This window comes from Rhizobium sp. N621 (assembly GCF_001664325.1).
GTDB lineage: Bacteria > Pseudomonadota > Alphaproteobacteria > Rhizobiales > Rhizobiaceae > Rhizobium > Rhizobium esperanzae.
Genome location: NZ_CP013495.1, coordinates 756,718 through 775,532, shown reverse-complemented (window position 1 = coordinate 775,532; position 18,815 = coordinate 756,718). Strand labels below are relative to the sequence as shown.

Below are 18,815 nucleotides of genomic sequence, written 5' to 3'. Positions count from 1 at the left end.
GCTTCCGGGCGACATGCATTGGATTTGCATAGGCCGGATATTTCATATATCGGGCGAAATCAGCGCATAACCGGTAACCGGCGGAGATCATGGGTACGTCTAGACATCGCAGGTGGCGCAGGAAGATCGGGCCCGTTTCGCGCTGGCTTCCGGCCTTTGCCCGCATGTCGACACTGCTTCTGCTCATCGCGCTTGCACTGTTCGTGGCCCTCAGGGTCGCAGCGCCCTATCTCATCACGACCGGTTTCGTGCGCTCCGGCATCGAGGATGCGCTGTCGAAATGGACTGGCTACCATGCTGAGATCAAGGGCACTCCGGTTCTCGAATTCTGGCCGACGCCGCGCATCACGCTGAACCAGGTCACCATCCGCCAGCCGCGCGAAAGCGGCGACAAGCTGCTCGGCAGCATTGAAAGCCTGTCGGCGGATTTCAGCCTCATCGATGCGCTGAGAGGCCGGACGAGTTTCCACGAATTCCATCTGCTGCGGCCCAACCTGGCGCTGACGCGTGACGAGAATGGCCTGATAGACTGGAGTTACGCCGGCCTGCTTGCGCGCGCGATCAGCGGCGTGCGCTACGAAAACGGGGCTGAGATGCTCGATCCCGCTCTCGATGCCGAGATCGGTGCGGTGACCGTCGAGGACGGCACGCTTGCCGTCACCGATGTCAAGAGCGCCAAGACTTACAATTTCGACAGCGTCACAGCCGACATTGGCTGGCCACGGCTCTCCGGCGCGATCTCGGCTGTCGTGATCGCTCGTATCAACGGCGTGGACCTGAAGGTGGATTTCGCCTCGCGCCAGCCGCTGCTCGCCTTTGCCGGCAAGAGCGCCGAGACGCGGACATCGCTGACGTCAAACCTGCTGACGGCCCGTTTTCAAGGGATCGCCAGCATCGCCAGCCTTTCGGCGCTGTCCGGCAATATCGCCGTCAGCATTCCCGATGTGCCGGCGTTTCTGACATGGTCGGGCAGATCGCTCCCCGGCGTCGGCACGCTGAAGAGCGCCTCGCTGGAATCCGACATCATGTCGTCGGGCAGCGGGCTGCGTTTCAACGATCTCAGCCTGTCGCTGAACGAGGCGAGCGCCACTGGCGTGATGGACCTTTCGACCAGGGCCGGCAGACGGCCGAAGATCGGCGGCACGCTCGCCTTCGACCAGATGAACCTGAAGCCGTTCCTTGATGCTTTCGCCCTGAGATTGGCGGCCGGTGAGGCGGATGACATCTCCGCCGGCATCAGCGAACCGCTGCAGTTGCTCGACGTCGACGTCAGGCTTTCGGCGCGGCGCGCTGAGATGGGCCGCTTCGAGCTTTCCGATGTCGGCGCCAGCATGATCGTCACCGGCGGCGAGGCGAAGTTCGACATCGGTGACAGCGGCTTCGAAGGCGGCGAAATGACGGCGCATCTGGAGGCGACGCGGCGCGACTTCGACGGCGGCGGCAAACTGCAGCTGTCGATCCGCGATGCCGACTTCGCCGGCCTTGCCGAGCGTCTGCAGCTCAAAGGACCGCTGCCGCTTGCGACGGGATCGCTCGATCTCGACCTGCAGTCGTCGAAGGCGATTTGGACGGCCGGTCTTGCCGACGTCACCGGCAAACTGCATTTCTGGACGAGGGAAGGCACGATTGCCGGCGTTGACACCGGCGCGCTCAGGACGCAGGCCGCCGAAAAACCGTTCTTTCCGCTGAGTGCCGCAGCAGGCGGCGCCTTCGCCTTCAACCAAATGGACCTTCAAGCCGATTTCGCCAACGGCTCTGCCGAAATCCATGACGCCCATGTCATCGGGCCGACGCAGACGCTGGCGCTTTCCGGCGTGATCACCTATCAGTCGAACGGGCTGGCGCTTTCCGGTTCGCTGGAGGCAACCGATCCGGCCAAGGCGGCAGAGCTACCGCTTCTGCCGTTCTTCGTCGGCGGCTCATGGCCGAACCCGGTGATCTCGCCGGTTCCGCTTTTCGGCGGCACGCCCCACGCGCAATAAAGAGCCTTGCGCCCAATAGGACAGGGGCTCAGGCGCCGGCGGCGGCCGCCCGCTCGTCGCGCTCGCGCTGCACTTCGCGCCGCTTGGTGATCACGGATGCACAGATAACGCCGACCGCGACGATGGCGATCAGGATCGTGCAGATCGCATTGATCTCGGGCGTCACCCCAAGGCGCACCTGGCTATAGATCTTCATCGGCAGCGTGGTTGCGCCGGGGCCGGAGGTAAAGCTTGCAATCACGAGGTCGTCGAGCGACAGCGTGAAAGCCAGGATCCAGCCCGAAAACACCGCCGGCGAGATGATCGGCAGCGTGATCTCGAAAAAGGTCCGCACCGGCGGCGCGCCCAGATCCTGCGCGGCTTCCTCGATCGACTGATCGAAGCTCAAGAGCCGTGATTGCACGACGACGGCGACGAAGCACATGGTCAGCGTCGTATGCGCCAGCGTAATCGTCCAGAAGCCGCGGTCGAGGCCGATCGCCACGAAGAGCAGCAGCAGCGACAGACCGGTGATGACTTCAGGCATGACGAGGGGGGCATAGACCATGCCTGAGAAGAGCATGCGGCCGCCGAAGCGCGTGTAGCGCACCAGCGTCAGCGCCGCCATCGTGCCGAGGATAGTCGCGAAGGTGGCCGACAGCAGACCGACGCGGATCGTCACCCAGGCGGCGTCGAGCAGGGCCTGGTTCGAGAGCAGCGAGACATACCATTTGGTGGAGAAGCCGCCCCAGACGGTCACGAGCTTCGATTCGTTGAAGGAAAAGACCACCAGCAGCACGATCGGCAGGTAGAGGAAGGCAAAGCCGAGCACGACGGAGATGATGTTGAAACGGGTCCATCTCAGCACGGCTTACTTCCCCCGCTCTTCGGCCTTGGCCTGCGCATTCTGGAAGAAGACGATCGGGATCACCAGGATCATGAGCAGGATGGTTGCGACCGCCGAGGAGACCGGCCAGTCTCTGTTCGCGTTGAATTCGTTCCAGAGCGTCTTGCCGATCATCAGCGTCTGCGAACCGCCGAGAAGATCGGGAATGACGAATTCGCCGACGGCAGGGATGAAGACCAGCATGCAGCCGGCAACTACGCCGGGGATCGACAGCGGGAAGGTGACGCGCCAGAAGGCTTGAGTCGGCGTGCAGCCGAGATCCTGCGCTGCCTCGATCAGCGTGCCGTCCATCTTTTCGAGCGCCGAATAGAGCGGCAGCACCATGAAGGGCAGATAGGAATAGACGATGCCGATGTAGACGGCGGTGGTGGTATTAAGAATGATCAATGGGCTGTCGATCACATGCAGCGACAGGAGAAGCTGGTTCAGCAGCCCTTCGGGTTTCAGGATGGCGATCCAGGCGTAGACGCGGATCAGGAAGCTCGTCCAGAACGGCAGGATGACGAGCATCAAAAGCGTCGGGCGGATGCGCCGCGGGGCCTGCGCCATGCCATAGGCGATCGGATAGGCGATCAGCAGCATCAGGAAGGTCGAGACCGCCGCTATGATGACGCTCGAGAGATAAGCGTTGAAGTAGAGCGGGTCGTCTACGAGGTAGCTATAATTGTCGAAGGAGAAAGTCGCAACCTTGCTCCAGAAACCAGCCCAGCCGTCGGCAAAGGAGAAGACCGGCTCATAAGGCGGGATGGCGATCGCCGTCGTCGACAGGGAAATGCGAAAGACGATGAAGAACGGCGCCAGAAAGAAGAGCAGCAGCCAGGCATAGGGGATGATGATGACGAGGCGGTTGTAAAGGCGAGATGCGAAGGTTTCCATAGCCTCAATCCTTCAGCAGCACGCCGCCATTCTCATCGAACGAAACCCAGACGTCCTGATCATAGGTGAAAGGGTCTTCGACGGCACGCTGCGCGTTGAGGGAAGAGGCTCTGACGAATTTGCCGCTCGGCAGCTTGATGTGGAAAATGGTCATGTCGCCGAGATAGCCGATATCCCAGATCTCGCCCTTTGCGGCGTTGACCGAGGCGTTCGCAGGGGCGGTGCGCATCACCCGGATCTTCTCCGGACGAATGGCAAAACCGACCGTGCTGCCGATCGCCGGCGCCTCGGTGGCGGTAGTCCGGATGGTGAAGCCGCTTTCGACCGATATCTCGACCGCGCCGGTTGCCGACGTCGTCACCTTGCCGTCGAAGATGTTCACGTCGCCGATGAAATCGGCCACGAAGCGGGAATTCGGCGCCTCATAGATTTCGGCCGGCGTTGCCACCTGCACGACCTTGCCGTGGCTCATGACCGCGATGCGGTCGGCCATGGTCATCGCCTCTTCCTGATCGTGGGTGACCACAACGAAGGTGAGGCCGAGCGTCTGCTGCAGGTCCATCAGTTCGAACTGGGTTTCCTCGCGCAGCTTCTTGTCGAGCGCGCCGAGCGGTTCATCGAGCAGCAGCACTTTCGGGCGTTTGGCGAGCGAGCGGGCGAGCGCAACGCGCTGGCGCTGACCGCCGGAGAGCTGGTTCGGTTTGCGTGAGGCAAACTGCTCGAGCTTTACGAGCTTCAACATCTGCGTCACGCGCTCAGTCATTTCGTCCTTCGGCATGCCGTCCTGCCTAAGGCCAAAGGCGATATTCTTCTCGACGGTCATATGCGGGAAAAGCGCGTAAGACTGAAACATCATATTGACCGGCCGCTTGTAGGGCGGCGTGCCGGCGAGATCGGTGCCATCGAGGACGATTTCGCCCGAGGTCGGCTGCTCGAAGCCGGCGAGCATGCGCAGAAGCGTCGATTTTCCGCAGCCGGATGCGCCGAGCAGCGCGAAGAATTCGCGATGATAAATGTTCAGCGACAAATCATCGACGGCGGTGAAATTGCCGAAGCGCTTGGTGACATTCTTGAAGGCTATGAATGGTTTTGCAGACGGATCGGTCCAGGGTGCGAAGGCGCGGCGGATATTGCCCAAAGATTTCATAATATTCCCCGAGAATATAAGTTTCAGCCGGCCTCCGCCTAGAGCATGATGCCGAAAAGTGTGAGCGGTTTTCGGGCGACATCATGCTCTAACTCTTCAATTTAGAACAGGATTCAGGTTTTAGGCCGACCGGGCCTAAAATCATTCTGTTCTAGGCCGGCAATTGAAAGGCCCGGACGTTTCCGTCCGGGCCTGGTACCGACTTACTGGCCGGTCACGACCTTCGTCCAGATCCGCGTCGCCGTGCGCTGTGTCTTCGGGTCCCACGGCTTGACGGTGAAGAGGTTCTTCATCACCTCGTCCGTCGGATAGACGGCCGGATCTTCCAGCACTTCCTTGCTGACGAACTGCTGCGAGGCCTTGTTGCCGTTGGCATAGAAGGTGTGGTCGCTCGCCTTGGCGATCACCTCGGGCTTCATCAGGTAATTCAGGAATTCATGCGCTTCGGCCACATGCTTGGCATCGGCGGGGATCGCCATCATGTCGAACCACATCTGTGCGCCCTGCACGGGGATCGAATAATTGACCTCGACGCCGTTCTTGGCTTCGGCCGCGCGGTCGCGGGCCTGCAGCATGTCGCCGGAATAGCCGAAGGCGATGCAGATATCGCCATTGGCAAGGGCGTTGATATACTCGGAGGAGTGGAACTTGCGGATATAGGGGCGCACCGCCGCCAGCAATGCCTCGACCTTCTTGAAATCCTCGGCCTTGGTGGAGTTCGGATCGAGGCCGAGATAACGCAACGCCGTGGTCATCACGTCCTTCGGCGTGTCGAGCACGTAGATGCCGCAGTCCTTGAACTTTTCGGCGACCTTCGGGTCGAAAATCACTTCGAGACCGGGCTTGGCATCAGGCCCGAGGATTTCAGCGACCTTCTTGACGTTGTAGCCGATACCGTCGGTCCCCCACATGTAATCGACGGCATACTCGTTGCCGGGGTCATAGGAAGCGGTGCGCTGCTGGATCACGTCCCACATGTTGGAAAGGTTCGGCAGCTTCGACTTGTCGAGCTTCTGGAAGACACCCGCCTGGATCTGTCGCTGCAGGAAGTCGGCGGTGGGAACGACGACGTCATAACCGGTGCCACCGGCAAGCAGCTTGGTTTCCACCGTCTCGTTCGAATCGAATGTGTCGTAGACGACCTTGATGCCGGTTTCCTTGGTGAAATCGGCAAGAATGCTGTCGTCGATATAATCCGACCAGTTGTAGACGTTGACGACGCGCTCCTGCGCAACGGCCGGCGCGGCGGCAAGGAGCGCGGCGATGGCTGCGGCCGTCACGGTTGCGATGGTTGACCTCATGACTTCTCCTGTTTGTTCGAAGAGCCCGCATGCGCGGGCATCTCTTCCCTCTGGTTTGCCCGCAGACTAAGAAGGAATTTCTAACCCCACAAGCGCAAAAAAATGCGCCTTCAATCATTTCATGATTACTGGAAATCGAAGGCGCTGAGGCCCGCCACCATCTCGTCGAGCCCCAGCGGCCGCGTGACCGGTGGCTCGGCGCGGGAAAGGCAGCCGCGCCGCTCGCAAAGCCGGCAGGCCGGTCCGATCGCAACCGGATCGAGCGCCGCTGCCTGCCCGTAGACCACGCCGTCTGCAAGAGCGGCGTCGCAGCCGACCAGAATCGCGGTGCGTCTGATCCTTTCGCCGAATTCGACGCTCGGCCCCTCCAGGGTGCGGGCGACCGTCAGGAAGGATGCGCCATCCGGCATGACCACCGTCTCGGCGAGAATCTGGCCTGGCTGCAGGAAGGCGGCGTGGATATTGAGCTTCGGACAGCCGCCGCCGAAACGGGCCTGCGGAAAGCCCTGCGCGCCGGCTCGCCGCAGCCGGTGGCCGGCCGCGTCGATCTCGATGAGGAAGAAGGGGATGGTCGCCGCCCCGGGTCGCTGCAGCATCGTCAGACGCGTTGCCGCATGCCCGAAGGAGACGCCGAAACGCGCGCGAAGAATATCGATGTCGTAACGCGTCGCTTTGGCCGCCGACAGGAAGGCCTCGTAGGGCATTGCCAGCGCCAGGGCCGCAATGCGGGCAAGTTCGAAGCGGGCGATGCGGCGCGCCTCGGCGGAAGAAAGCGAGAGATCGTCGAGCTCGGCATCGATGGCCGGCAGCAAGGCAAGGCTCGCGACCTCGACTGAGATTTCGTGCGCACGATCGGCCGGCGACAGCCGTTCCGAAATGAAAAGCCGCATCGAATGACGATCGAAACGGCGGCGCAGATCCGGCATGACGTGCACCGGCAGGACGCGCACCGCAATGCCGCGTTCGGCGCGCAGCCAGTCCTTCAGCCCCGCCGCCATATCGAGGCCGCCGGGCAACGTCGCAGCAAAGGCTTCCGCCGCGGTCTCGATCCGTCCGAAATAGCCCGATCGGCGCTCCAGCGTCTCACGCAGCTCGTCCAGCGGCAGCCGGCCGGCGGCAACGGGCGCATGCCCTTCGGCCGCCATCAGCGCCGTCAGATCGGACAGCCGCGCAGCCTGTTCCCGATAGGCGCGATAAAGCTTGATCATGCCGCTCGCGGCATTCGGCGCCGCTTCGGCCACCTCCACCAATTCCTGGTCACCGGGCAGTTCACCTGAAAGCAGCGGGTCGGCGAAGATCTCCTTCAGCTGACCGAGGCTGCCGCCGGTCTGTCCCCGCAACTCCTCCAGATCGATCCGGTAAACGGCCGCGAGCTTCAGCAGCAGCTGCACCGTCAACGGCCGCTGGTTGCGCTCGATGAGGTTCAGGTAGGAAGGCGAAATCTCCAGCGCCTCGGCCATGGCGGTCTGCGTCAGCGCCAGCGCATTGCGGATGCGCCGCAGTTTAGGGCCTGCGAAAATTTTCCGTTCCGCCATGTCACACCTTTGACAAAGAACAGGAGCGCGCAATTTACAAACATTTACAAATTCACAGCGCCCCTCTGTCAATCCTCGTCATCTTAACCTCTTTCCGATCCAAAAATCAAAGGTTTTCCTGGCCATACCAGAGAAAATTGTCAATCTTGTCATTCACCAACACAGTGACGGTTTTCAGCGAGGAGAGCGGCATGACCGATTTTTACAAACTTGTCCGAAACGCACCAGCAGGCCGCTTCGACGGTATCGAAAGGCCCTATTCGGCCGCTGACGTGCAGCGGCTCAGAGGCTCGGTGGCGCTTAGCCATACGCTCGCCGAAATGGGGGCGGATCGCTTGTGGCAGCTCATTCATCAGGAAGACTTCGTCAATGCGCTCGGCGCGCTCTCCGGCAACCAGGCCATGCAGATGGTGCGCGCCGGGCTGAAGGCGATCTATCTCTCCGGCTGGCAGGTGGCGGCCGACGCCAATACCGCATCGGCGATGTATCCCGACCAGTCGCTTTATCCCGCCAATGCCGGGCCGGAACTTGCCAAGCGCATCAACCGCACGCTGCAGCGGGCCGATCAGATCGAGACCGCAGAGGGCAATGGCCTTTCCATCGAGACCTGGTTTGCCCCGATCGTTGCCGATGCGGAAGCCGGTTTCGGAGGACCGCTCAACGCCTTCGAGATCATGAAGGCCTACATCGAGGCGGGTGCGGCGGGCGTCCATTTCGAGGACCAGCTCGCTTCGGAGAAGAAATGCGGCCATCTCGGCGGCAAGGTGCTGATCCCGACGGCCGCCCATATCCGCAATCTCGACGCCGCCCGGCTTGCCGCCGACGTCATGGGCGTGGCGACGCTGGTCATCGCCCGCACCGATGCGGAAGCGGCAAAACTGCTGACCTCTGACATCGATGAGCGCGACCAGCCCTTCGTCGACTATGATGCCGGGCGTACGGTCGAAGGCTTCTACCAGGTCAGAAACGGCATCGAGCCCTGCATCGCCCGTGCCGTCGCCTATGCACCGCATTGCGACCTGATCTGGTGCGAGACCTCCAAGCCGGATCTGGAGCAGGCGCGGCGTTTTGCCGAGGGTGTGTACAAGGTCCATCCCGGCAAGCTGCTTGCCTATAATTGCTCGCCGTCGTTCAACTGGAAGAAGAACCTCGACGAGGCGACGATCGCGAAGTTCCAGCGCGAACTCGGCGCGATGGGCTACAAGTTCCAGTTCATCACGCTCGCCGGCTTCCACCAGCTGAATTACGGCATGTACGAGCTGGCGCGCGGCTACAAGCAGCGGCAGATGTCGGCCTATTCCGAGCTGCAGCAGGCCGAATTCGCCGCAGAGGCGAACGGCTATACCGCCACCAAGCATCAACGCGAGGTCGGCACCGGCTATTTCGACGCCGTGTCGCTCGCCATCACCGGCGGCCGGTCTTCGACCACGGCAATGCACGATTCAACCGAACATGCGCAGTTCAAACCGGCTGCGGAATGAGCAGAAGAGGAGGATAAGATCATGGCATCCATCGCACGCGTCCGGGAACGGGCCGAGGAGCAGGCATCGAGCATGAGCGAGGATCAGCAGACGACGATCCGCATGCTCGCCAACGACCTGCATCGGCTGAACCAATCCGTCATGAAGGCCGTCGAGGCCGGGGTTTCGGTCGAACTGGTGCGCTCGGCCCGTCACCACGGCGGCGACGGCAACTGGGGCGACCTGTTGATCCCGGTCGTCGTCACCAACCGGCACTGACAAAATAGGCGGCAGCCCGGGCACACCGCTCTGTCTGCCCTCGATCACAGCGTCCGCGCCTCGAAAGAATGCGCGGGCGCCTTTCAGTCTTCCGCCGTCGGCCTCAGCCGCGGCTCGGTCGCTTGCCGGCGAAGAGATCGGCATAGCTTCGGATGAGCTTGGTCATGCGGTCGGCGACAGTGCGGATCTCCGGACGGTGCCGGTCTTCGGCATTCATGACGATCCATTGACGGTGACGCAGTTCCGGCAATTCGCCGCCCTGGCGCTGCAATTCAGGATGAAGATCGCCGACGAAACAGGGAAGCACTGTTTTGCCGGCGCCGGCCCGCACCAGGTCCGGCAGTGAACGCGGCCGATTGACGGTGGCGACAATTCCGGCCGCAGCGTAGCTATGCGGCCAGCGCAGATAGGCCGAGATCGCCTCCTCCTCGCCGACCGCTATCCAGCGCTCGTCCGGCTCGGCGGCGTTGCGCCTGCTATAAACCGCATAGGCCACCTCCCCGAGCTGGCGGGCGGCAAGGTTGCCCTCCTCCGGCTCGAAGGCACGAATGCCGATATCGCTCTCGCGATAGGCAAGGCTTGCCCGCGCCTCGCCGATGGTGAGTGAAATGGCGAAGGCATCGCCCGGCATGCGGATTGCGGCGAAATTCTCCGTCAACAGCCAGGCGACCCAGGTGCCGGCGGTGATCCTGACCGTCGTGCCGCCCTCACCCGATTGCCGCCAGGCTTCCACCTTGCGTGCGGCGGCTTCCATCTCCTGAAGGTGATCGAGCAGCGCCTGGCCATCCCCAGTCAGGCGATATCCCGTCTGGCTGCGCGAAAACAATGCGCGGCCGACCTCCTGTTCGAGATCGAGCATGCGCCGGCCGATGGTCGCGGGGCTGAGCCCGCTTGCGGCACTGGCTCCCGTCAAGCCGCCGAGCCGGGCGACCTGCAGGAAAAGCTGATAGGAATCCCAGTTCGCGTTTTTCATCGGTGAAAAACATAGCTGGATTCTTCCCGTTTATGAAGAGAACTTTGAAGCCTAAATGAAGCGATGTCTAACACAGAAAGGACATCGCCATGATCGACATGATCACCATCGCCGGCGTCCACGGATACCGGCACTCCGGCAAGCCAAGCGGCTCCAAGGCAGATGAAGACCGGTTCTATGCCGAGTTCGGAGACAGCGGCATCGTTCGCTTCGCCGCCTGGCTGACCTCGCTCGACCTCATGCTCAAGCGCGCAGTGTCAAAAGCAAGGCGCCGCAAAGATGCGGCTCAATCCTGCGGCAGTCGCGGCCGGGTTCCTCAGGCGACTTTCCTTGCGCCGCGGTGAGCGGCGGCGGGCTCGGCGCCAATGCGGAAGCGTTCGATCAGCGCCATCAGCGTATCGGCCTCGCCGGCAAGCAGGCGGCTTGCCTGCGTCGTCTCGGCAACCATCGACGCGTTCTTCTGGGTCATCTGATCCATGGCGTTCACGGAACCATTGACTTCTTGCAGCGCGGCCGACTGATCACGGCTCGCGGTGGCGATGGTCTCGACATGGCCGCTGATCGCGATGATCTCCTGGCTGATCGAGGCAAGAACGCTGCCGGTCTTCTGAACGAGTTCCGAGCCGACCGTCACCGCACGGCTCGACGTCTCGATCAGTGACTTGATCTCGCGCGCCGCATCGGCCGAACGTTGGGCGAGCTCGCGGACTTCCTGGGCGACGACGGCAAAGCCCTTGCCGGCCTCGCCGGCCCGCGCCGCCTCGATGCCGGCATTCAGCGCCAGAAGATTGGTCTGGAAGGCGATGTCGTCGATCACCTCGATGATCTGTTCGATCCGCTGCGAGGCTCCTTCGATACGCTCCATGGCGGCGACGGCATCGCCGACGACGGTGCCGGAATTGTCGGCCGTCTTCTTGGTTGCGGCCACGACATTGTTGGCTTCGCGGGCACGCTCGGCGGAGGAGCGAACCGTAACAGTAATCTCCTCTACCGCGGCGGCAGTCTCCTCCAGGCTCGCCGCCTGCGCCTCGGTGCGCTTCGACAGCTCACCGGCCGATGCCGAAACGGCGCCGCTGTTGCGCTGGATCGTCGAGGCGCTGTCGCGGATGCCGGAGAGCGTATCCTGGAGCCGCAGCAGCGATGCGTTGAAATCGACGCGCAGTTGTTCCAGCCGGCCGATAAAGGGCGTGCCGATCGTTTGCGAGACATCACCCTGGGACAGGCGCCCGAGACCGGCTGCAAGCTGGCTGACGGCAAAATCGATCTGGCTGTCGAGCGAGCGCTTGTCGGCATCGTTGCGGGCGCGTTCGGCATCACTCAAGGCACGCTGTTCGGCCGCCTGCGTCTCCAGATCGCGCCTGGCGCGGGCGCTGTCGCGGAAGAGCGCCAGGGCCCGGCCGATTTCACCGAACTCATTCTGCTTCTCGGCGCATGGAATATCTCCCTCGAGATTACCCGAGGAGATCGAGTGGACGCTCGCGGTCAGCGCCTGCAGAGGCCGCACCGACAGGCGGATCGTATAATAGGCGAGAACGCCGACGAGCAGCATGACAATGAGGCCGACGCCGAGAACCAGCATCTGCAGCTCATTCAGGCGTTCGTAGTAGACTTCCATCGGGATGCCGATGAAGAGAAGGCCGACATTGGCGTTCGATGCGCTCTTGATCGGGAAATAACCGGTCATGAAGTTGCGGCCGAAAAGTTGCGCCGGACCATAATAGGCCTCGCCCTTGGCGAGAACCGGCTGGGCGGGATGATCGGCGGCGAGCTTGGTGCCGACCGCGCGCTCACCGTTTTCCTTCTTGAGATTGGTCGAGATGCGGACATAGTCGCCGCCCTGCTTCTGGAAGATCGTCGCTACGCCTGCAATCGATTGCGCCGTGCGGTCGACCAGTGAATGGTCGGCAAGGGCCGGAATGGCGTCTTCGGTGACGGCTGCGAGCTGATTGTCCTTCATCTCGATCTTTGCCGCCTGATCGGCAGCACCGTAGAGGACGGCCATCGCGCGGGTCGCGTCCCTGGCGTCGGAGACGGCCCCGCCCATCACATGGCGGCTCAGATTGTAATAGGTCACGCCGACGATGGCGGCCGTGCTGATCGCCAGCAGAAACAGCGTGATCGCAACGATCTGGCGGACGATAGATGTAGAGAAAAGGCGCAGCATCGAAACCTCCGGCGGCAACGAGGCTAAATTAAAGGAAAAGCATTAAGGAAAATTTTCCGTAAATCTGGTCCTCTGGCGGCGTCGAATGACCAAGGCAGAAATAGCCAAGATCTTGAGCCTACCGCATGACGAGATCGAAAAAATGCTGTTTGGCCTGGCTGCCGGAACGATCAACAGCCTGCTAAACTGAGCGCCCTCGATTGGTCTGATCGCTGATGCCTGAAGGCCTTCTCCTTGCTTCAATATCAACAAAACAAAACCCGCCGAGAATATCGACGGGTTTGTCAATGGTCCGAGCGCCGGAAAAACGGGCCGTTTGAAGCGTCGCCAATCAGGCGGCGCGGTAGACCTGGGCTTCGGCCGCCTCGCCGTGGATCTTGAACTGCTGGATGAGGTGGCGCAGCGCGTCGGCCTCGTCGGCCAGTTCGCGGCTGGCAGCGGTCGTCTCCTCGACCATGGCGGCGTTCTTCTGCGTCATCTGGTCCATCTGATTGACCGTCGAGTTGACGCTCTGCAGCGCGTTGGACTGGTCGTGGCTGGCGCGGGCGATCATCTCGACATGCTGGCTGATCGTGACGATCTGGGCGCTGATCTTCGCGAGCACCGTGCCGGTTTCCTGGACGAATTGCGAGCCGGAGCTGACCTCGTTGGTCGACTTGTTGATCAGACCCTTGATCTCCTGCGCGGCGGCGGCGGAGCGCTGGGCAAGTTCGCGGACTTCCATGGCGACGACCGCGAAGCCCTTGCCGGCCTCGCCGGCGCGCGCCGCTTCGATGCCGGCGTTGAGCGCCAGCAAATTGGTCTGGAAGGCAATCTCGTCGATGACGCCGATGATCTGCTCGATCTGACGCGAGGCTTCCTCGATGCGGCCCATGGCGTCGATCGCATTGCTGACGACGACGGCGGAATCGTCGGCGCTGCGCTTGGCCTGGCGGACGATCTGGTCGGCATCCTTGGCGCGTTCGGCCGACGAGCGGACGGTGACGGTGATCTGATCGACGGCAGCCGCGGTCTCTTCGAGCGAAGCGGCCTGCTGTTCCGTGCGCTTGGAAAGATCCTCGGCCGACCGGGCCATCTGGTTGCCGTTGCCCTGGATCAATTCGACGTTGTCGCGGATCTGGCTCATCGTCGCCTGCAGGCGCAGCATCGAACCGTTGAAATCCTGACGCAGCTGTTCGAGACGCCCAATGAAGGGCGTTTCGATCGTCGTCGAGATATCGCCCTGCGACATACGCTCGAGGCCGGCCGCAAGCGCGTTGACCGCGAATTCGATCTGGCGGTCCATCTCGCGCTTTTCGGCATCGTTGCGCTGGCGCTCGTGTTCGGCGGCAGCGCGCTCTTCATCGCTCTGTTCCTCGATGCGGATCTTCGAGATGGCATTTTCCTTGAAGATGCCAAGCGCCCGGGCCATGTCGCCGATTTCGTCGTGGCGCTGCTCGCCTGTTATGCTGGTATCCAGCGCGCCTTCGGCGATGCGGCGCATGGCGCCGGTGATCTGACTGATCGGGCGCTGCAGCGTCAGTACCAGGGCGATGCCGCCGAGGATCGACAGAAGGATGCCGAGGCCGGTGGTCATGACGGAGATGCTGTTTGCCTGGGTGCGCTCGGTGCCAGCCGTCTGCTTCTGCAGTTCGGCGAAATCGGTGAGCTTCTTCCAGATCCCATCGAGCTCCTGTCGCGCCGCGGCATAGGCGGTCACGCGCTCGCCGATCGTATCGACGATCTTCGAACCGCCGCCGGAGATGGCATCGAGCGCCGGCTTGATCGCGTCCGATATGCCTTCGGCAAAGCCCATACCCTTGGCGCTGGTGGTCAGCACCTCCATGTCCTTGCCGAGCGTGCCGGTCTGCTGCTGCAGACGGACGAGATTTTCCTTGCTTGAATTGGCGAGGAAATCGGAAAGGACGATCTGCAGCGCATAGACGGAGTTTTCCAGACGCCGGGTATCCTGAAGGACGGAATTGGTCTGGGCGATGCGGCCTTCAAGTTCGGCGAAACGCTGTGTCGCCTCACGCATCTTCTGCGTCGCGGTCAGCTGCGTATAGGTCGAGGTCTGGCGGAAGCGGGACACGAGACGACCGAGCTCGGTGATGTTTTCCTCCGTCGGGCTGGGCATCTCAGCGATCGTCTTGATGCTGTCGATCGTCGCAGCCAGCGAGTCGATGACATTCTTCTGGTTGGTCGGAACCGAGATGGCGATCAGGCGCTGAGATTTCATGATCTCCGGCAGCTGTTCCTTGATGTAGGCGATCTTTTCCTCAGGCGTCTGCGGCTTGCTGTAACCGCTGGCGACGCTGCCGAGGAAATCGCCGCCCTTCAGCAGACGGTCGGCCGTGCGCAGGGTGATGGTGGCGGCACCTTCGTCGCGCTGAAGCGCGGTCTGCAGTTCATCGGCCTGATAGGAGACCGTGAAGCGGGTGCTGATCAGGCTCTTCTGCGCTGCGTCGATCTGCTCGTGCAGTTTCTGCTCCTGCTCGTGCAGCGTCCAGAGCTTGTCGACGACGCCCGAAATATCCTTGGTGCGGCGCGATGCCTCGGCAAGGCTGTCACGGCCGGCGGCCTCTTCTCCGACCTGATCCAGCGTCTGGTCGAGCACGCCCTGCTGGGTCTTCAGATCCGACAGCAGCTGGTCGCGCGCCTGCGGGCTCGTGATGCGCAGGAAATCGTCCATCGAACCGTAGAGATCCTTGAACCCGCTCAGCGACTGCAGCACGCTGTTGGATATTTCCATGCGGCCCTGGAGAAGCCCGGATGCGTAAAGGCCGGTCAAGCCCACTGCCGAAATGGTGACGACAAAGGGCAGAACGAAGATCAAAACCTTGGTCTTGATCCTGAAACGGGAAAGAATCTTGTCAATCAACATGGCGTTCCGGGCCTTTCATACACTACTCCTCCCGCGGGCAGCCATAAGGCGCGCCAGCCGAGTGCACATCGAACTATTCTATTTCCATCGGGGAACCTGGAGGCCAGGCGGCAGTCATTGCCGGTTCATGTTCCAAGCAGACTTGGAAACGCCCAAATAATCGCGGCGATTGTGTCAGATTAGATATTAATTTTCAGATAAGCGGCAATGGTGACTTAAGCCAAGATGGTGAAATAATTGCAAATTATACGCCGCGCGGCCGCAGTGTCGCGATCGGGAGCCGGCAAGTTTGCTTTCAGACGGGCGGGCAGGATCAGATGAGGTGGGCGAGCAGCAGCGCCAGGCTGGCGGCAGTCGCGCCGGCTGCAAGCATCAGATATCGCAGGGTGGTCGTGCGGGCGTCGGGTTTTGTCTGGGCGATTGCGATGGCGCGGGCGCGTCGTGCGTTTCTATTCATGCTCGAAACCTCACTCTTATGACACAACAGTCCAACAAAAAGGCCTGCCGGTAAAGCTTAATTTGGGGAAAGCTTTGTGAGCCGGCAATTGAGACAGGATGGCGCACCTCTCTTAAGAAGTCTTGAATCGTTATACCGGATATTTCTATGCGCATTCGCCAGCGGCAAAACCGGAGGCCCAGGCCCATTGGAAATTATAGCCGCCGAGCCAGCCGGTGACGTCGACGCATTCACCGACGAAATAAAGGCCGGGAACGGTCTTTGTTTCCATGCTGCGGGAATCGAGCGCTGCCGTATCGATGCCGCCGAGCGTCACTTCGGCGGTACGATAACCTTCTGAGCCGGACGGTTTGACGATCCAGGTCTGGGCGCTGGCGGCCAGCCGCTGCAGCGCCTTGTCGGGCAGATCGGCCATGTTGCCGGCGATCTTTTCACGCTCGACGAGAAACTGGGCCAGCCGCTTCGGCAGGATATCGCCGAGAGCTGTCTGGGCCGACTGGCGGCCATTCAGCTGCTTTGCCGCCTTCAAATGCGCTGATATGTCGATATCCGGCTCGACCGCAACGACGATTTCATCGCCCTCCCGCCAGTAGGAGGAGATCTGCAGGATGGCGGGGCCGCTTAAGCCCCGATGGGTAAACAGCAGCGCTTCGCGGAAGGCGGTGCGGCCATGGCGGATTTCGGCCAGAGCCGAAATGCCGGCAAGCGGCGCAATGCTTGCGAGCAGGCCGGGATCGAGCGTCAGCGGCACGAGGCCGGGGCGGGTTTCGAGCACGGCCAGGCCGAACTGCTCGGCAAGGCGATAGGCAAAGCCGGTGGCGCCCATCTTCGGGATCGATTTACCACCGGTTGCCACGATGAGAGAGGATGCCTCGAAGACGCCTTCGCCCGTGGAGACGCGGAAGTCCGCCTCCCTCCGTTCGACGCCGGATATTTCGGTGCCGAGATGCAGCGCCGCGCCGGCCGCGCCCATCTCATCGAGCAGCATGCGGATGACGTCCTTGGCGCTGTCGTCGCAGAAAAGCTGGCCGAGCGTCTTTTCGTGCCAGGCAATGCCGTGTCGGTCGACCATGGCGATGAAATCGGCGGGCGTGAAACGGGCGAGCGCCGACTTGCAGAAATGCGGATTGGCGGACAGGAAATTCTTCGGTTCGGCATGGATATTGGTGAAATTGCAGCGGCCGCCGCCCGATATGCGGATCTTCTCGCCAGGCGCCTTCGCATGGTCGAGGACCACGACCGAGCGGCCGCGTTTGCCCGCGCGAATGGCCGCCATCATGCCGGCGGCTCCGGCGCCGATGACGATGACGTCGCTCTTGTGCTGCAAACTCTTTTCCCCGATCCAACCGGCGTCTTCTTTTCCATCGAAGGGTGAAAGTCAACATTCTCAACCTCTCGCCAATTGGCAAACTCCGGCTATGATGGCGCCACGATCAACCAAACCGGTGTGTCATGTCCCCAAAAAAGACGACGCTGAAGCCTGCCAGAAACGTACCCGCCTCGACCAAAACACCTCCGGACCCCGGATCCCTGCGCGGCGTTGCGAACTGGAAGGAAGCAGCGCAGTGGCTGAGGGCCAGGGGCATCGAAGACATCGAATGCATTACGCCGGACCTTGCCGGCGTTCCGCGCGGCAAGATGATGCCGAGTTCCAAATTCACCTCGAACACCTCGCTGGCCCTGCCTTCGGCGATCTACCGGCATACGATTTCGGGCGAATATCCCGAGGAGACGGAAAGCTTCCGTTACGAGCCGCGCGACAGCGACCTGAAGCTGATGCCCGATCTTTCGACGCTGTCGGTCGTGCCCTGGGAAAGCGATCCGACGGCGCAGGTGATCTGCGACATTGTCGATTCGGACGGGGGTGAAGTGCCCTATACGCCACGCAACGTCTTGAAGCGGATCATGAGCCTCTATCACGACCGCGGCTGGAAGCCGATCGTGGCGCCGGAGATCGAGTTCTATCTCGTCGCTAAGAATGACGACCCCGACTATCCGCTGCATCCGCCGAAAGGCCGGTCCGGCCGCTCCATCCTCGGCGGCCAGGGCTATTCGATCGCCGGCATCAACGAATTCGACGAACTGATCGATGACATCTACCATTTTTCCGAAAAGCAGGGGCTGGAGATCGATACGCTGATCCACGAGGAAGGGCCGGCGCAGCTCGAGATCAACCTGCGTCACGGCAATCCGATCGAGCTTGCCGACCAGGTGTTCCTGTTCAAGCGCACGATCCGGGAAGCGGCGCTGAAACACGACATCTACGCGACCTTCATGGCCAAGCCGATGCAGGGACAGCCGGGCTCGGCGATGCACATCCACCAGTCGGTAGTCAATATCGAGACCGGCAGGAACGTCTTCTCCAATGCGGACGGATCGGCGTCGAAGGAATTCTTCCATTTCATCGGCGGCATGCAGAAATTCGTGCCGAGCGCGATGGCGATGCTGGCGCCCTATGTGAATTCCTATCGGCGCCTGCAGCCCGACATGTCCTGCCCGGTCAACAACGCCTGGGGCTACGACAACCGGACGACAGCCTTCCGCGTCCCGGTTTCCGATCCGCAGGCGCGGCGGGTGGAAAACCGGCTGCCGAGCTCGGATGCCAATCCGTATCTCGCGCTCGCCGCATCGCTTGCCGCCGGCCTGCTCGGCATCATGAGGCAGATCGAGCCGACGGCGCCGACCGAGGATTCGGCCAATGAGGGCTCGATCGACCTGCCGCGCGGCCTGCTGGAAGCCGTGGCGCTGATGGAGGACGAGCCCGCCTTCGAAGAGGTGTTCGGCAAGCAGTTCATCGGCCTTTACGCCGGCGTCAAGCGCGGTGAGTTCGAGACCTTCATGCAGGTGATCAGTCCCTGGGAGCGGGAGTTTCTTCTGCTCAACGTGTGAGCG

General features: G+C 61.9%; 15 protein-coding genes. 5 read left to right on the top strand and 10 right to left on the bottom strand.

The genetic code is table 11. The annotated features are described in order from the left end of the window. Window positions 1-89: 89 nt before the first annotated feature. Window positions 90-1,982 carry an AsmA family protein gene (locus tag AMK00_RS03800; RefSeq protein ID WP_064809622.1) on the top strand — a complete coding sequence of 631 codons (1,893 nt, stop codon included), beginning with the start codon at window positions 90-92 and terminating at the stop codon, window positions 1,980-1,982. Between the two features lie 28 nt (window positions 1,983-2,010). Here the strand turns inward: AMK00_RS03800 and AMK00_RS03795 are convergent, their stop codons facing one another. From AMK00_RS03795 to AMK00_RS03775, 5 genes are all read right to left on the bottom strand, one after another. Beyond that, window positions 2,011-2,829, bottom strand: a complete 819-nt coding sequence (locus tag AMK00_RS03795) for an ABC transporter permease (protein ID WP_064809621.1) — start codon at window positions 2,827-2,829, stop codon at window positions 2,011-2,013. A gap of 3 nt (window positions 2,830-2,832) precedes the next feature. Beyond that, window positions 2,833-3,744 carry an ABC transporter permease subunit gene (locus AMK00_RS03790; RefSeq protein WP_064809620.1) on the bottom strand — a complete coding sequence of 304 codons (912 nt, stop codon included), beginning with the start codon at window positions 3,742-3,744 and terminating at the stop codon, window positions 2,833-2,835. Between the two features lie 4 nt (window positions 3,745-3,748). Continuing rightward, a complete protein-coding gene (locus AMK00_RS03785) occupies window positions 3,749-4,891 on the bottom strand; it encodes an ABC transporter ATP-binding protein (protein WP_064809619.1) in 1,143 nt (380 codons plus the stop codon). Between the two features lie 203 nt (window positions 4,892-5,094). Beyond that, window positions 5,095-6,192 (bottom strand): polyamine ABC transporter substrate-binding protein, encoded by a 1,098-nt coding sequence (locus tag AMK00_RS03780; protein WP_064809618.1) that lies wholly within the window; start codon window positions 6,190-6,192, stop codon window positions 5,095-5,097. A 125-nt stretch (window positions 6,193-6,317) separates the two neighbouring features. Continuing rightward, the gene (locus AMK00_RS03775) at window positions 6,318-7,727 is read right to left on the bottom strand and encodes a helix-turn-helix domain-containing protein (RefSeq protein WP_064809617.1); all 1,410 of its coding nucleotides are present in this window, start codon (window positions 7,725-7,727) and stop codon (window positions 6,318-6,320) included. Between the two features lie 191 nt (window positions 7,728-7,918). On the opposite strand from AMK00_RS03775, the gene aceA reads away from it, so the two are divergent. Beyond that, the gene (gene aceA / locus AMK00_RS03770) at window positions 7,919-9,208 is read left to right on the top strand and encodes an isocitrate lyase (protein WP_064800723.1); all 1,290 of its coding nucleotides are present in this window, start codon (window positions 7,919-7,921) and stop codon (window positions 9,206-9,208) included. A gap of 21 nt (window positions 9,209-9,229) precedes the next feature. Beyond that, window positions 9,230-9,466, top strand: a complete 237-nt coding sequence (locus AMK00_RS03765) for an SMc00767 family acetate metabolism repressor (RefSeq protein WP_064800722.1) — start codon at window positions 9,230-9,232, stop codon at window positions 9,464-9,466. A gap of 103 nt (window positions 9,467-9,569) precedes the next feature. Here AMK00_RS03765 and AMK00_RS03760 read toward each other — a convergent pair whose 3' ends face one another. After that, a complete protein-coding gene (locus tag AMK00_RS03760) occupies window positions 9,570-10,439 on the bottom strand; it encodes a LysR family transcriptional regulator (RefSeq protein WP_064809616.1) in 870 nt (289 codons plus the stop codon). A gap of 89 nt (window positions 10,440-10,528) precedes the next feature. On the opposite strand from AMK00_RS03760, the gene AMK00_RS03755 reads away from it, so the two are divergent. Further along, window positions 10,529-10,783, top strand: coding sequence for a hypothetical protein (locus AMK00_RS03755; protein WP_064809615.1), 255 nt, complete (start codon window positions 10,529-10,531; stop codon window positions 10,781-10,783). Here AMK00_RS03755 and AMK00_RS03750 read toward each other — a convergent pair. The 4 genes from AMK00_RS03750 to AMK00_RS03740 form a co-directional block, all read right to left on the bottom strand. Continuing rightward, on the bottom strand, window positions 10,756-12,603 hold the full coding sequence (locus tag AMK00_RS03750; RefSeq protein ID WP_064811634.1) for a methyl-accepting chemotaxis protein: 1,848 nt from the start codon (window positions 12,601-12,603) through the stop codon (window positions 10,756-10,758). The two genes, AMK00_RS03755 and AMK00_RS03750, sit on opposite strands and share 28 nt — an antisense overlap. Window positions 12,604-12,934: 331 nt before the next feature. Next, a complete protein-coding gene (locus AMK00_RS03745; protein WP_064800719.1) occupies window positions 12,935-15,466 on the bottom strand; it encodes a methyl-accepting chemotaxis protein in 2,532 nt (843 codons plus the stop codon). Window positions 15,467-15,779: 313 nt separating this feature from the next. Next, on the bottom strand, window positions 15,780-15,923 hold the full coding sequence (locus tag AMK00_RS32385; RefSeq protein WP_164517756.1) for a hypothetical protein: 144 nt from the start codon (window positions 15,921-15,923) through the stop codon (window positions 15,780-15,782). Between the two features lie 145 nt (window positions 15,924-16,068). Beyond that, window positions 16,069-17,250 (bottom strand): NAD(P)/FAD-dependent oxidoreductase, encoded by a 1,182-nt coding sequence (locus AMK00_RS03740; RefSeq protein WP_064809614.1) that lies wholly within the window; start codon window positions 17,248-17,250, stop codon window positions 16,069-16,071. Window positions 17,251-17,375: 125 nt separating this feature from the next. On the opposite strand from AMK00_RS03740, the gene AMK00_RS03735 reads away from it, so the two are divergent. After that, window positions 17,376-18,812 (top strand): glutamine synthetase family protein, encoded by a 1,437-nt coding sequence (locus tag AMK00_RS03735; protein ID WP_064809613.1) that lies wholly within the window; start codon window positions 17,376-17,378, stop codon window positions 18,810-18,812. Window positions 18,813-18,815: the final 3 nt, after the last annotated feature.

Bases quoted from the DNA above. Each gene is read 5' to 3' on its own strand.
- AMK00_RS03785 (WP_064809619.1), bottom strand. From the start codon at position 4,891: ATGAAATCTTTGGGCAATATCCGCCGCGCCTTCGCACCCTGGACCGAT.
- AMK00_RS03745 (WP_064800719.1), bottom strand. From the start codon at position 15,466: ATGTTGATTGACAAGATTCTTTCCCGTTTCAGGATCAAGACCAAGGTT.
- AMK00_RS03800 (WP_064809622.1), top strand. From the start codon at position 90: ATGGGTACGTCTAGACATCGCAGGTGGCGCAGGAAGATCGGGCCCGTT.
- AMK00_RS03755 (WP_064809615.1), top strand. From the start codon at position 10,529: ATGATCGACATGATCACCATCGCCGGCGTCCACGGATACCGGCACTCC.
- AMK00_RS03735 (WP_064809613.1), top strand. From the start codon at position 17,376: ATGTCCCCAAAAAAGACGACGCTGAAGCCTGCCAGAAACGTACCCGCC.
- AMK00_RS03780 (WP_064809618.1), bottom strand. From the start codon at position 6,192: ATGAGGTCAACCATCGCAACCGTGACGGCCGCAGCCATCGCCGCGCTC.
- AMK00_RS03775 (WP_064809617.1), bottom strand. From the start codon at position 7,727: ATGGCGGAACGGAAAATTTTCGCAGGCCCTAAACTGCGGCGCATCCGC.
- AMK00_RS03760 (WP_064809616.1), bottom strand. From the start codon at position 10,439: ATGAAAAACGCGAACTGGGATTCCTATCAGCTTTTCCTGCAGGTCGCC.
- AMK00_RS03750 (WP_064811634.1), bottom strand. From the start codon at position 12,603: ATGCTGCGCCTTTTCTCTACATCTATCGTCCGCCAGATCGTTGCGATC.
- AMK00_RS32385 (WP_164517756.1), bottom strand. From the start codon at position 15,923: ATGAATAGAAACGCACGACGCGCCCGCGCCATCGCAATCGCCCAGACA.
- aceA (WP_064800723.1), top strand. From the start codon at position 7,919: ATGACCGATTTTTACAAACTTGTCCGAAACGCACCAGCAGGCCGCTTC.
- AMK00_RS03790 (WP_064809620.1), bottom strand. From the start codon at position 3,744: ATGGAAACCTTCGCATCTCGCCTTTACAACCGCCTCGTCATCATCATC.
- AMK00_RS03765 (WP_064800722.1), top strand. From the start codon at position 9,230: ATGGCATCCATCGCACGCGTCCGGGAACGGGCCGAGGAGCAGGCATCG.